Annotated in this window: 13 protein-coding genes and 1 pseudogene; 1 reads left to right on the top strand and 13 read right to left on the bottom strand. The window is 70.7% G+C overall.

What is annotated here, in order from left to right:
- The 11 genes and pseudogenes from ABTU92_RS27110 to coxB form a co-directional block, all read right to left on the bottom strand.
- Positions 1-589, bottom strand: a 589-nt coding sequence (locus ABTU92_RS27110; protein WP_408094702.1) for a DUF2142 domain-containing protein, incomplete at its 3' end; no start/stop codon positions are given.
- Between the two features lie 107 nt (positions 590-696).
- Entirely contained in the window at positions 697-1,050 is a 354-nt protein-coding gene (locus ABTU92_RS27105; RefSeq protein ID WP_408094701.1) for a hypothetical protein, read from the bottom strand.
- A 10-nt stretch (positions 1,051-1,060) separates the two neighbouring features.
- On the bottom strand, positions 1,061-1,750 hold the full coding sequence (locus ABTU92_RS27100; protein ID WP_408094700.1) for a class I SAM-dependent methyltransferase: 690 nt from the start codon (positions 1,748-1,750) through the stop codon (positions 1,061-1,063).
- Positions 1,687-2,835: a glycosyltransferase family 2 protein gene (locus ABTU92_RS27095; protein WP_408094699.1), complete on the bottom strand. Its 1,149-nt coding sequence runs from the start codon at positions 2,833-2,835 to the stop codon at positions 1,687-1,689. Before ABTU92_RS27095 ends, ABTU92_RS27100 begins: the two co-directional genes overlap by 64 nt.
- Before the next feature lie 696 nt (positions 2,836-3,531).
- Positions 3,532-3,945, bottom strand: a pseudogene (locus ABTU92_RS27090) (hypothetical protein); the annotation flags it as partial.
- 24 nt (positions 3,946-3,969) lie between these two features.
- Positions 3,970-5,232 (bottom strand): OpgC family protein, encoded by a 1,263-nt coding sequence (locus ABTU92_RS27085; protein WP_408094698.1) that lies wholly within the window; start codon positions 5,230-5,232, stop codon positions 3,970-3,972.
- Between the two features lie 69 nt (positions 5,233-5,301).
- Entirely contained in the window at positions 5,302-6,087 is a 786-nt protein-coding gene (locus tag ABTU92_RS27080; protein ID WP_408094697.1) for an anti-sigma factor family protein, read from the bottom strand.
- Entirely contained in the window at positions 6,080-6,694 is a 615-nt protein-coding gene (locus ABTU92_RS27075; protein ID WP_408094696.1) for a sigma-70 family RNA polymerase sigma factor, read from the bottom strand. The genes ABTU92_RS27080 and ABTU92_RS27075 overlap by 8 nt, the downstream gene beginning before the upstream one ends.
- Positions 6,695-6,798: 104 nt before the next feature.
- Entirely contained in the window at positions 6,799-7,287 is a 489-nt protein-coding gene (locus ABTU92_RS27070) for a hypothetical protein (protein WP_408094695.1), read from the bottom strand.
- Complete coding sequence (ctaD, locus tag ABTU92_RS27065; RefSeq protein WP_408094703.1) at positions 7,284-9,797, bottom strand: cytochrome c oxidase subunit I; 2,514 nt, start codon at positions 9,795-9,797, stop codon at positions 7,284-7,286. Before ctaD ends, ABTU92_RS27070 begins: the two co-directional genes overlap by 4 nt.
- Positions 9,798-9,858: 61 nt before the next feature.
- Complete coding sequence (gene coxB / locus ABTU92_RS27060) at positions 9,859-10,593, bottom strand: cytochrome c oxidase subunit II (RefSeq protein WP_408094694.1); 735 nt, start codon at positions 10,591-10,593, stop codon at positions 9,859-9,861.
- Between the two features lie 30 nt (positions 10,594-10,623).
- Between coxB and ABTU92_RS27055 the strand changes: the two genes are divergently transcribed.
- Positions 10,624-11,106: a DUF2231 domain-containing protein gene (locus ABTU92_RS27055; RefSeq protein WP_408094693.1), complete on the top strand. Its 483-nt coding sequence runs from the start codon at positions 10,624-10,626 to the stop codon at positions 11,104-11,106.
- Here the strand turns inward: ABTU92_RS27055 and ABTU92_RS27050 are convergent.
- On the bottom strand, positions 11,070-11,615 hold the full coding sequence (locus tag ABTU92_RS27050; RefSeq protein WP_408094692.1) for a CopD family protein: 546 nt from the start codon (positions 11,613-11,615) through the stop codon (positions 11,070-11,072). The genes ABTU92_RS27055 and ABTU92_RS27050 overlap by 37 nt on opposite strands.
- 242 nt (positions 11,616-11,857) lie before the next feature.
- Positions 11,858-12,564: PQQ-dependent sugar dehydrogenase (locus ABTU92_RS27045; protein ID WP_408094691.1), on the bottom strand; the 707-nt coding region annotated here is incomplete at its 5' end.

Here is a 12,564-nt window from a genome sequence, read left to right as displayed (position 1 = left end):
CGCCGTCGGCGCCGATCACGGCGCGGCCATAGAGCGAGGCCGGCAGCATGGCGATCAGGACGAAGGCCCACTTCAGACGTGGCGTGGTGGCGACCGCCAGGGCCGAGACGACCGTGAAGGTGGCGAGGCCGGCGAGCCGCATCACGGCGACCATGGTGACAAAGTCGAGGCCGAGCCAGTTCGCGATCGCCGCGGCCAGGATGTGCGGCGCGTAGGCGATCGCGGTATAGCCCTCGCTGCCTTCGAAGGGGACGAACACCGGATCGCGCGGCGGCGGCGGCCCCGTCGACGCGACCGCCCCGGCCCGCGCCCGGTGCTCGTCGAGCACGCTGCGGAAGCTGAAGCCGGGCGTCCAGATGTCGTGGCGATGCGCGTTGAAGAAGGCAAAGTCGTCATGCAGATCGGCGGGGACGAAGACGCCGCGGCGGCCGTTCACCTCGGTCGAGGGAAGGACGACGCCGTGTGAATAGGCGAAGACGCGGGCGAAATGGGCCTGCTCGTCGGGACCGCGCATCGGCGGATTGAGCATGATGCACGCCGTTCCGAACACGACCGACAGGATCACGACGACCTGCGCCGGCCGGATCATGGCCCAGCGCAGCCCGGCCCGCAGCCACCGCGTCGGCGCGCCTTTCCCCCACGCGCGTGGCGACGGCGACCCGGCGGCCGTCACCCTTGGAAGTGCGGAGCTGTCCGTCATAGTTCGGCCGACGCGATCACCACCAAGCCGCCGACGATCAGCGCGAGCCCGGCCCAGTGCGCGACACCGATCCGCTCGTCGAACAAGGTGGCGCCGGCGAGCGTCACCATCACGAAGCTCAAGGCCATGTAGGGATAGAGACGGCCGAGCGGTGCGCTGCGCAACAGATGGATCCACAGCAGCGTCGCTCCGCCGTAGATCGCCAGCGCCGTGCCCCCCAGGAGGACGACGTCGCGGCCGAGCAGGGGCGATCCGCCGGCGAGCGCCAGCGCGACCCGCTTGAACAGCACCTGGCCCGTCGCGACGAGGACGACGCTCACGACGGCGCCGAGATGGACGGTGAGCGACATGAGTCCCGCGTCAGGCTCTGGTGACATGACAGAGATAGAACAGGTTCAGATCCGTCGACGGAAGGCCGGTCGGGTACCAGGTCTCGCGGAGCGTGCCGTAATAGTAGCGCAGGAACACGACCAGATTGCCGATCGGGTTCACGTGCTCGCGCGCCATCCAGTAGTCGTAGGCGATGCCGGCCCGTTCGGCATTGTCGCGCGGACCGAGACTGCGGCCGAGGCGCCAGAGGAGGCCGGGATCGCACGGCAGCAGGATCGACATGGTTCCGCCGGGTGCGAGCACCCGGTGCCATTCGCGCAAAACCTCGTGCGGACGATAGAGATGCTCGAGCACGTGGCACGCGATCAGCCGGTCGACGGAGCGGTCCGGCAGCGACAGTGCAGTGGCGTCCTCGCGCCCGACCTGCACCTTCTCGCGCAGTGCGGCCGGCAGGGCATCGCGGGCGCGAGCCAGCCGGATGTCGTTCCAGTCGGTCATTCGGTACGACTCGAAGCGGTGCCGGACATGGCCGAGATGCTCGCCGGCCCCGGCGCCGACCTCGAGCACGGAGCCGAAATGCGTCGCGGGACCGAACGGCCGCTCGAGCGCTGCGTGGCCGCGTCGCATGAACCGGGCCGACAGCGTCGATCCGTAGTTCAGCGAGTCGTAGGCGTCGGCGAGGCGTCGGTTGTAGATCTCGATGTCCGGTTCGGTGCGCATGTCGGTTCCTCGGGGGGCGAGCGCGGACGGGATCGGAGGCTGCTGCTCCACGCGGTCAGTCGGGGGTGCAGCGCGGCTTCCGGCGCCGACTGGATGTCGTGGGCCAGGAAGGCGAGCAGGAACTGCACCCCGAGGATCACCGTGACGCCGGCCAGCATCACGGTTCCTGAGCTCGCGACGGTCGGGCTCGCGCCCCAGTGCGCGAGCCCGAACGCCGAGCCGAACAGCAGCAGCGTCAGTCCGGCGAGGAGCTGCACCGACGCCAGGCTGAAGTCGCGGAGAAAGTAGTTGTAGGCGATGCGCTTGCAGAAGTTGCGCAGATGGCCCAGCGCGAACGGAATCACCATGCGGGCCGGCGCCAGGCCGCTCGTCTCGTCGCCGTAGACGGCGGGCATCGGCACGTCGACGACCTTGGCCCGAAAGGTGCTCAGCCGGAACAGGAGATCGCTCTCGAAGAAATAACGCCGCGCGATGCGGTCGAGCGGCAAGAGGCGGGCGACGTCGCCGTGGATGGCGAAGTAGCCGTTGGTCGGGTCGAACGACTTCCAGTACCCGGTGGAGATCTTCGTGAGAAACGACAGGCCCGCGTTGCCGACGAGCCGGACGGGCGGCATCGCCGCCACGGCGTCGGGGTCGAAGAAGCGGTTGCCTTTGGCGTAGTCGGCCTGGCCGCTGCGCACGAGCGCGATCAGGACGGGCAGCATCGCCGGATCCATCTGCCCGTCGCCGTCCAGCTTGACGATCACGTCGGAGTCGTCCGCGAGCGCCGCGCGGATGCCCGTGATGGTCGCCCCGCCGACACCCTGGTTCCGCCCATGCCGGACGACGCGGACGCGCGGGTCGCGGCATTCGCGCGCCACGAGATCGCCGGTCCGCTCGGGGCAGGCGTCGTCGACCACGTAGATCCGATCGACCACGTCGCCGACCCCGGCGATGACGTCGAGAACGCGATGCCCGACGCGATAGCACGGGATCACCACGACGGCCGGAGCGATCCGCGACGCGCCGGGCTCCGTCCAGTCCGCGAGGTGATCCTGTGGTGCCGCCGACGGCACGATGCTGGGAACCACGGTCACGATCTGCATTCCGATGTCGTCCGGAGCGTCTTGTCGTCGACAATGTGAGGAAATCGTCTCGTGGGAGAACGTGACACCACCGGGCCGGTTCCGGTGCAGCCGGCGTCCGAGCGCGCCCGCCGGCACCGTGACTGTACGGTGCTGTACGATCTGTCGTGATCGAAGTCGTGGAGCGATCGGGGAGCGCGGGCCGCCATGGAGTTCGCCGAGGTCGCGCCGCCGACCACCGCGGCGAAGAGCCGACCGTCTCGATGGCGGTCGCCTGGGCGCGGCGCGGCCGGGGAGCGACGGTCGTGCGAACGGAACCGCGGGCTCTCCGCTCCCCTGTGTCGGCTCGGCGACCGACGTGATCGGATCGTCAGTCGCGGCCTCACGAACTCTGAGCTCGTGATGTCGCTCCGATGCAACGTGCATTGCGAAACCGCCGCAACGTCCGCTGCCGCACCATCTCTCGACTCGTCCGTGCTAGAGTTTGACGAGTAACATCGTCGCCATCAGCGACGTCGTCGCACGAGTTACGTCGTCGGCGAGCAAGATCGTACTCGGTCGCGTGCCGTCGCGTGTCTTTGCCGGGGGAAGTGCATGCGTGTCGTGATCTGCTCCAGCGCCACGCGAGCGGCCGGCCTGATCGTCGCCGGGCTCACAGCCCTGGCGGCGACCGGATGGGTGCATGCGGCCGCAGGCGACGGCGGACGACCGGAGTTCTCACACGATCACGATGCGGCGGCGGGGCGTCGACTCGCGGAACGTCGATCCGACCCCGATGGCGCGGGCCGCGCCGTCACGCCGACGCCGATCAGCACGGCGGGCGTGCCGACCACGCCGGTCCAGGACAGCGACGTCGTGTGGAGATAGCGGATGCTGAACAGATAGAAGATCTCCATCACGGAGTCGGTCGCCGGTGATCATCTTGACGGCGATGCCGGCGCTGCGGCACTCGCCCACCGCGGCGATCGCCTCCTCGACATAGGCGACCGCCGCGTCCTCGTGCGAGTGGTGCAGCGTCGCCATGAAGCGATGGCGGCTGTCGAACGGGATCTCGTCGATGCGCGGGATCTGCTTGTGCACGAGCGCGGCGTCGTGCCCCGCCTTCACGGCGAACGAGACCAGCGCCCCCCCGAGAGACGACCCGCGCCCGCTCGCTCAGCTGCGGCGGCCGATCGGCACGGCCCTGGCGAGCTCGCTCGTCCCCGCGCCTGCTCGCCCTCCCGGTCGCGCGCCTCCGTCGGCGCGCACCGGCGCGGCAGGCCGATTTGCCATGTTGGCGGCGCGGTCGGCCCAGTCGAGCGCCAGCGCGGTTCCGATCAGCACGAGGATGCCGCCGGCATTCACCGCGACGACGGACGGCGTGCTCCACGCGGCTTCGGTCAGCGCGATCGTGCCGGCGACCGACAGCACGGTTCCGAGCGCGAACACCGGCAGTGACCGCCGCCCCAGCACGGCGATCACGGCGGCCGGCGCCGCCGACAGCCAGCGGGCGCTCGCCGGGACGAGCACGGCGATCAGATAGGCAAGCGCGAGGACGTTGACGACGCGCCACAGCGACAGTTGCGTCTTGCTGGGCTGCGGGGCCAGCTCGGGCGGCAGCACCGCAGCCCACTGCAGGAACGCGATCTGGCCCGACAGGCCCTTCAGCAGGACGCTGCCGATCACGACAACGAGGGCGAGCCGGAGGAGCCGCGACGAGCGCGGCAGCGCGATCCCGTCGAGGGCGGCGAGCCCGGCGACGATCCCGATCGTGAACAGGAGCTGCCAGGCGAACGGGTTGAAGAACCAACCTTGCCCTTCGGCGCCGTTCGGCAGGTTCATGTCGGTCGCCTGTACGAGCAGCCAGAGCGCCGCCGAGGCGGCGAGCGCCACGATCGGAGCCGTGCGGGCGAGCCACAGGATCACCGGCGCCAGACCGAGCAGCACCACATAGAGCGGCAGGATGTCGACATAGCTCGGCTGGAAGGTCAGGGCGAGGGCGCGCAGGATGGTGTCCTCGGTCGCCGTGAACAGCGGAAGCAGGCCCAGCATCGTGAGCTGGTCGGGCCGCTCCAGCCGGGCTGCGGACCATGCCACCAGGGCGGCCACGAACAGCAGGGTCATCAGATGCGCGGCGTACAGCTCCGCCATCCTGGCGCCGATCCGGGCGGCACCGGCCGGCACGCCGCGGCTGTCGATCAGCGGCCCGTAGGCCACCGCGACGGCGAAGCCGGCGAGCAGCACGAAGGCGTCGGCGGCGTCGCTGAACCAGAGATGCGCCGGCGTCGCGACGCTCAGCGGATTGCCGGGAATGTGGTTCACGAAGATGAACAGGAGCGCGAGCCCGCGCACGACGTCGACCCGCGTGTCGCGCGGCGGACGGCCGGTCCCGGGCACGGGCCTGGGCGAGATCAGCCAAGAGCGGAGCGATCGGTCCATCGGGGCGATCCGGTCTGCGAGAGGTCGAGCCGGCGTCGCGGTCTCGCGCCTCGTCATGAGAGTCGGCGATCAGCGGCCGGCGCCGAGCCGGGTCGCGGCCTGCGCGAGTGCCCGGTCCGGCACGTCGCCGGTGAGCGCATAGATGCGCTCGCCGGACTGCCAGTAGACGGTGGTCTCCCCGGCTGACCGCACGGCCGTGGGTGCGACCGTGTCGGGCGCCGGCGATCGCGCGGCGAACATGGAGACGCGACCCAGCGTGTCGGCGTCGAGCACCACCTCGACGCTGTGGCCCAGCCGGGAGGGGAAGACCTGCGCATCGATCACGCGCCACTCGGGCGGCAGCGGCGGCAGGGCGATCCCGGTGAAGGCGAGGATCTCGGCCGGGTTGAAGGCGGCGCCCTGGCGCTGCGACGCCATGCGGGCGCGAACCAGCGCCGTCTCGTGGGCATGCCGGGCGTCCTCGACGAAGTCCGGTGCGCCGGGCGGTCCCTCGCTCTCCCAGCGGTCGCTCTGCGCGTGGGCGATCCAACCGGCACCGACCAGGAGCGTCACCGCCGCGACGCGACGCAGCCCCCGGTCGATGCGGCGCCAGGCCAGGGCGCGGTCGAGCCGGCGGGCCGCCTCCTGCAGGCGGCCCGAGGGACGCGGCGTCGCCCCGAACGCCAGCCGCAGCGCGTCGCGGGTCCGCAGGTCGGCCATCACGCGGGCGGCGGCCTCCGGATGACGGGCGAGGTGATCCTCGACCTCCACCCGGCGGGCGGGGCCGAGCTGATCGTCGACGAAGCCGTCGAGATCGGCCTCGCTGATCGGGTCCGCGTTCGGATCGGAGGTCGGGCCACAGGTCGGATCAGTCATCGTTGCCTCTCACGAGACGCAGGGCCGGGCGGCCGGCGGCGCGGGCGGCCGGCACAGGGGGGCGAGCTGCGGCCGCGGGAGCCGTGGCAGGCTCCGGCGGCGCCGCGGCCGCCCGGTTTCCGTCGAGACTGCGCAGGGCCGCGCGGGCCCGGCTCAGGCGCGACATCAGGGTGCCGACCGGGATGCCGAGCGCGGCGGCGGCGCCCTGGTAGGTCAGCCCTTCGACGGCGACGAGGTGGAGGGCCGCGCGCTGCTCGTCGGGGAGCGTCAGGAAGGCGCGGGCGATCTGGCGGAGATGCAGCCGGCTCTCCTGGCCGGCCGCGACCGTCGTCTCGGCGAGGCGCGAGAGCTCCGCCGCGCGGTCACGCTCCGCCTGCCGGCGCCGGTGGTCGTCGATGACGATGTTGTGCAGGATCGACAGCAGCCAGCCGCGCAGATTGCCGCCGGGCCGGAAGCTGGCGAGCCGCTCGTAGGCGCGGATCAAGGTGTCGTGGACGAGGTCGTCGGCGCGCGCGTCGTCGCGGGTCAGGGCGCGCGCATAGCGGCGCAGCGGCGCCAGGTGCGCCACCACGTCATCGTCGCTGCCGGTCCCGGGATCCTCGTTCATGCCCCGTATACGAGGGCGCCGCCGAGTCTATTCCGGCGGCGACTGCGACATCCGCGCGCGGCCCGTGTGACCGTCGCAGCGGGTGTCGCCACGCTGGGTGGCCCCTATCGTGCGGCGAGATCACCGAGCACGACGGCTGGCGCAAATGTGCCAGATGGTTGCTCCGCGGCCGAGTCGCGCGCTGCCGTCCGCGCACCGAGGTCTGCGCCGTACTGATCGCACATCGTCGTGGCGAGGATCGGGGCGCCGGTCCACACGGTCGCGAACAACGCCACCGTGCTCGTTCCGATGGCGACGCGTCGGGCGAAGGTCGCGGCTTCGCCCGGACCGCCCGGCCGCCGGCGCCACGTGTAGATGACGAGCGCGACGAGCGCCCCGACATGCGCGGTCCACAGCAGCACGAGGAGCGCGCGCAGGAGGCTCGCTCCCGCCAGCGTCGTGCGCTCCCATCCCGCCGCGCAGCCGATCGACTGCAGGGCGTAGAGCAGGACGAAGGCCGAGCTCCAGATCACGAAGCCGGCGACCAGGAGCAGGAGCGTCACGGCCCTGTCGGTCCGGGTCGTCGTCTCCGGGCTCGCGGTGTCGGGAGTCATCGCGCGATCCACGGCAGGCCGAAGGCCAGCCCCAGCGTGGCGAGGCCGATCGCGGCCGTCGCGGCGTGCCACAGGCTGCCGATGCGCAGATCGAGCCGGCGCGCAACGGAGACGTAGCCCGCCCGGCTCCGCCACAGCCCGTAGGCAGCGATCACCATGCCGATCGCCGCGTGCAGGGCCGCATAGAGCAGCACCACCAGGGTGCTCGCCGCGTAGGCGTGTCCGGTCGGCGCCGGCACGGCGGCGATGATCGCACCGAAGCCGGCGAGCGCGAGGCCGTGCCCCAGCGCGGCGACGAGGAGCGCGGCCTCGCGCGGACGCGGCGCCGCCGCGATCGCCGGTCGTGCCGAGAGCACGCCTGCGGCTGCGGCGATCGCGAGGCCGGCCAGCACCGCGAGGCCGCTCGCGATATCCGGCACGAGCCAGGCGGGTGGCGGCCAGTTCGGCGCCACCACCCACAGGAACAGGATTCCGAATCCGAGCGCCGCGAAGGCCGTCGCGTCGGCCGCGAGCGCGAGCGCCATGGCCCACAGCGGCGGCGGGCTCGCCGATTCGGTGTGAGGACGCGCCGTGGCGCCGCGCCCGGCCGGCAGCGGGCCGCGGTCGGCCGCGCTGCCGGAGCCTCGGGTCCACAGCAGGAACGAGCCGATCGTCGCCGCCGCCGCGACCAGTGCGACGATGTAAGCCTGGAGCAGCACGCCGACGAAGAAGCCGCCGGTGAGGATCGCGCTGATCAGCGGCAGAAAGGTCCGGTTCGGCAGGACGACGATCTGCTCGAGCCGGCCCGAGACGACGTCGACCGCGAGCGTCTCCAGGCGGCCGTCCCGCACGAAGCCGAGATAGCCGTCGCCGGCCGCGCAGCGTCGGGCGAGGTCCGGCTCGCTCGCGAGCGGCGCGCGCGAGTCGACATGCGGGAGGGCGGCGAAATTGTAGCTCGGCGGCGGCAGCGGCACGGCCCAGTCGAGCGTGCCGGCCCGCCAGGGGTTGCGCCTGGTGCGGGGGCCGTAGCGCGACTGCATCAGCACGTCGATGGTGAACAGGGCGAAGCCGATCGCCATCACGAAGCCGCCGATCGAGGAGACCAGGTTGAGCCACTCCCATCCCATGCCGTCCGGATAGGTGTAGATGCGGCGCGGCATGCCCATGAGACCGGTCCAGTGCATGCCGAGGAAGGTGAGATTGAAGCCGCCGAAGATCAGCCAGAACACCGTGACGCCGAAGCCGTGCCGCGCGGCGCGGCCGGTGAAGCTCGGCAACCAGTAATAGGCGGCCGCCAGCATCGGGAAGACGAAGCCGCCGACCAGCACGTAATGCATGTGGGCGACGACGAAATGGGTATCGTGGGCCTGCCAGTTGAACGGCACGATCGCCAGCATGATTCCGGTGAGCCCGCCGGCGATGAAGACGAAGAAGAAGCCGAGCAGGAACAGCATCGGGACGTCGAGGCGCGGCCGCCCCGACGTGAGCGTGGCGATCCAGGCGAAGATCTGGACGATGGTCGGCACCGAGACCAGCACGCTCGCGGCCGAGAAGAACGACAGCGCGAGATGCGGGATGCCCACTGTGAACATGTGGTGCACCCACAGCCCGAAGCTCAGGAACGCCAGTGCCACCAGGCTGATCACGATCCAGCTGTAGCCGACGATCTCGCGGCCGGCGAACACCGGCAGGATGGTCGTCACCATGCCGGCCGCCGGGATGAAGATGATGTAGACCTCCGGGTGGCCGAACAGCCAGAACAGGTGCTGCCAGAGCAGAGGATCGCCGCCGCGCGTCGGGTCGAAGAACGGCAGCCCGAAGGCGCGCTCGGTCTCGAGCAGGATCGAGCCGAGGATCAGGGGCGGGAAGCCGAACAGCATCATGAAGGCGGTGACGAGCAGGTACCAGGCCAGCAGAGGCATCTTGTCGAGCGACATGCCGGGCGCCCGCAGCTTCAACACGGTCGCGATGATCTCGATCGCGGCCGAAAGCGCGGAGATCTCGACGAAGGTGATGCCGATCAGCCAGATGTCGGAATTGATTCCGGGCGAGTACGGCTTCGAGGAGAGCGGTGTGTACATGAACCAGCCGCTGTCGGGTGCGAGGCCGAGCACGAGGCCGACCAGCAGGATCGAGCCGCCGAACAGGTAGCACCAGTAGCCGTAGGCGCCCATCCGCGGGAACGCCATGTCGCGGGCGCCGAGCATCTTGGGCAGCAGATAGAAGGCGAGCCCCTCGAACATCGGGATGGCGAACAGGAACATCATCACGGTGCCGTGCATCGTGAAGATCTGATTGTAGACCTCGGGCCCGACGAAGGCGCTGCGCGGCGTCGCGATCTGGGCGCGGATCAGCATCGCGAGCAGGCCGCCGATCGCGAAGAACACGAAGGCGGTGACGATGAATCGGCGCGCCACGATGTTGTGGTTGACGGCGGAGAGGCGGCCGAGCCCCGGTGGCGTTCCCCACACGGCGTCGAGTCGCTTGTGCAGGCCGACGGGCCGCGCCGCGTGACGCTGCTCGTCCACTATGCCGGACGTCGTGATCACCGTGTCGCTCAATGTGCGTCTCCGACCCGATCTTCAACCGGCGTTATCGAGGTGCCGTGCCCGTTGGCGTCGGGCGGACAGCGCGCCGGAGCGCGTCGGCATAGGACTCCTGCGGATGCGCCTGGACGACGAACGGCATGTGGGCATGACCGATGCCGCAGAACTCGGCGCATTGCCCCCGGTACGTCCCCGCTGCCGGCGCCGTCAGCCGGACCACGTTCACGTGTCCCGGGATGGCGTCGATCTTGCCGGCGAGCCGCGGCACCCAGAAGCTGTGGATCACGTCGGCGCTCGTGACATGCACGTCGACCGGTCGATCGACCGGGACGTGAACCACCCCGGTCGTCACGACCCGCTCGCCCTCGACGCCCGGATACGCCACGTCCCACTGCCACTGGCGCGCCGTGACGTCGATCCTCACGACGGTCGCGGCGGCCGGATGGGCGAGGAGCTGCTCGCCGGCCCACAGCGCGTAGACGAGCAGCGGCGTGAGCACCGCGGCGGGCAGCACCAGCCCACCGCCGACCAGCCAGACCGTCCACGGCACGGCCGCGCCGACGCCGGGCCGCACGACGCTGACGAGAACGACCGCCATGGTGGCGACGAACAGCACGGCCGCCCCCGTCATCATCACCCACCACAGGTCGGCGATGAGGGCGGCGGAGCGGCCGGCCGGATCGATGCTCGACAGCGGCCCGGCGCAGCCGGCGAGCGGCACGCCGAGAAGCGCGACGGCGCAGCATCGCGCGAACCCGAACCCGCGCGCGCCTCCGTGCATTGAGCCCGGGATCGAACGGCGAGGTCGGCCATGAGCAATCCGGTCATCGAGGACGTCACGCGGCATGGCACCAGCTCGCTGGTCGCCGTCGCTGGTCATCCGATCCACGCCATGTTGGTGACGTTCCCGATCGCGCTCGTGGTCTCGACCCTCGGCTGCGATCTCTTCTACTGGTGGACGGCCGATCCGTTCTGGGTCCGGGCCGGACTGTATGCGAGTGGCTTCGCCTTCTGGCTCGGCATCCTCGCGAGCCTCGCCGGGACGGCCGAGCTCCTGCTCGTCAAAGGTATCCGCAAGCGCGTGGCGAGTTGGATTCACGCCATTGCCGCGATCACGTTGATGTCGATCGTCGGCGCCAATTGGGGGCTCCGCCTGCACGATCCGGAGGCCGTGCTGCCGCTCGGGCTTCTGGTCTCTCTGCTCGGCCTGGTGTTCGTCGGGCTCGCCGGCTGGCACGGCGGAAAGCTCGTGTTCGATCACGGCATCGGCCTCATGGTGTCCAGCGACGACTGAATGCGGCCGGGCAGGGCGGTCTCGACGACGCTTCTCAATCCGCCCGGCTCGTGCATCCAGGCCGGCAGCATGTCGAGTCCGAGAAGCGGCTTCCCGAGGACCAGGACGAGGATGGCAGCGATCGTCGCGAGGGTGGCCGAGGTGGCGAGGACGCCGCGCCAGGCGGAATAGCGCCCGTCGGGACGGAACACCGCGAGGATGACGTAGCCGTCGCGCATGTGCAGCGCGACCAGCACGCCGACCGCGACCAGCTTCGCCATCATCCAGAGGGTGAACACCTCGCGCAGGAAGATCAGCGCGGTGCCGGCCACCACGGCGACGAACGCGGCCGGCGACGTCACCCGGATGTAGAGGCGCCGCGTGAACCGCTGCAGATCCTGAAGAGCTTTGCCCTCGACGAGCTGGTTCCGCTGCCGCAGCAGCCCCGGAAGCACCAGCAGGCCGCCGCACCAGACGATCAGTGCGACGATGTGGAGCACCTTCAGCCACGGCACGAGCCACGTCGTCACGATGCACGTCCGACCACACGCGGCTCCGCGACAGGCTGCGCCGAACATCGCACTGACGGACATTGCACTGACGAACGATGCACGGCGGCTCCTCGGGGCGGTACGGCGGTAAACGTCCGGGCAGCCCAACCGTCCTCGCCGTGCATCGCGTCAAATCGCCACGGACGTTCCGCTTCGGGCTGAGCAACCTGCGTCGGCCGATCGCCGCGCGTCACGTCGCGCGCTCGGGACGAACGCACAGGTCAGCGGCGCCGATCCGCCGAGCCCGAGCCGGCCGCCGTGTCGGCACGGGTGATCCGCAGAACCTCGCCGTCCTCGTGCTCGGTGACGACCCAGATCGCGCCGTCGCGATCGACCTGCACGTCGCGGATGCGGCGGTCGAGATCGCCCAGCATCCACTCCTCCTCGCTCACCGTGTCGCCGTCGAGTGCGGTGCGCACGAGGGCGCGCGCCGCGAGCCCGCCATGCAGCATGTGGCCGCGCCACTCCGGGAACATGTCGCCCGTGTAGAAGACGAGCCCGGACGGCGCGACGGTCCGCTCGAACACATGCACCGGATCCGCCATGCCGTCGACGCCGCGTGCGCCTTTTCCGATCGGCGCGCCGGAATAGTCCACGCCGGCGGTCTGGAAGGGCCATCCGTAGTTCTTGCCGGCCTCGATGCGGTTGATCTCGTCGCCGCCCTTCGGCCCGTGGTCGTTCGCCCACAGCTGGCCGGTCTCGGGGTGGAAGGCGAGGCCGTGGCTGTTGCGATTGCCGAGTGCGAAGAGGGTCGGCGCAGCGTCCTGCTGCCCGACGAACGGGTTGTCGTTCGGAACCGCACCGTCGTCCATCACACGGATGAAGGCGCCGGCCTCGTCGTCGCGCTTCTGGGCCCGGGAGATGTTCCGCCGCTCGCCGATCGACAGGATGATCGACTTGTCCTGCGGGTGGAACACGAAGCGGCCGC

Origin of the sequence: Rhodoplanes sp. SY1 (assembly GCF_046000175.1) — a bacterium.
In the GTDB taxonomy this organism is placed as follows: Bacteria; Pseudomonadota; Alphaproteobacteria; order Rhizobiales; family Xanthobacteraceae; genus Rhodoplanes.
This window is presented reverse-complemented; position numbering and strand designations above follow the sequence as displayed.

Excerpts from the sequence above, each read along its gene's own strand:
- ABTU92_RS27100 (WP_408094700.1), bottom strand. The coding sequence starts at position 1,750 with ATGCGCACCGAACCGGACATCGAGATCTACAACCGACGCCTCGCCGAC.
- coxB (WP_408094694.1), bottom strand. The coding sequence starts at position 10,593 with ATGCACGGAGGCGCGCGCGGGTTCGGGTTCGCGCGATGCTGCGCCGTC.
- ABTU92_RS27095 (WP_408094699.1), bottom strand. The coding sequence starts at position 2,835 with ATGCAGATCGTGACCGTGGTTCCCAGCATCGTGCCGTCGGCGGCACCA.
- ABTU92_RS27105 (WP_408094701.1), bottom strand. The coding sequence starts at position 1,050 with ATGTCGCTCACCGTCCATCTCGGCGCCGTCGTGAGCGTCGTCCTCGTC.
- ABTU92_RS27070 (WP_408094695.1), bottom strand. The coding sequence starts at position 7,287 with ATGACTCCCGACACCGCGAGCCCGGAGACGACGACCCGGACCGACAGG.
- ABTU92_RS27085 (WP_408094698.1), bottom strand. The coding sequence starts at position 5,232 with ATGGACCGATCGCTCCGCTCTTGGCTGATCTCGCCCAGGCCCGTGCCC.
- ABTU92_RS27075 (WP_408094696.1), bottom strand. The coding sequence starts at position 6,694 with ATGAACGAGGATCCCGGGACCGGCAGCGACGATGACGTGGTGGCGCAC.
- ABTU92_RS27055 (WP_408094693.1), top strand. The coding sequence starts at position 10,624 with ATGAGCAATCCGGTCATCGAGGACGTCACGCGGCATGGCACCAGCTCG.
- ABTU92_RS27080 (WP_408094697.1), bottom strand. The coding sequence starts at position 6,087 with ATGACTGATCCGACCTGTGGCCCGACCTCCGATCCGAACGCGGACCCG.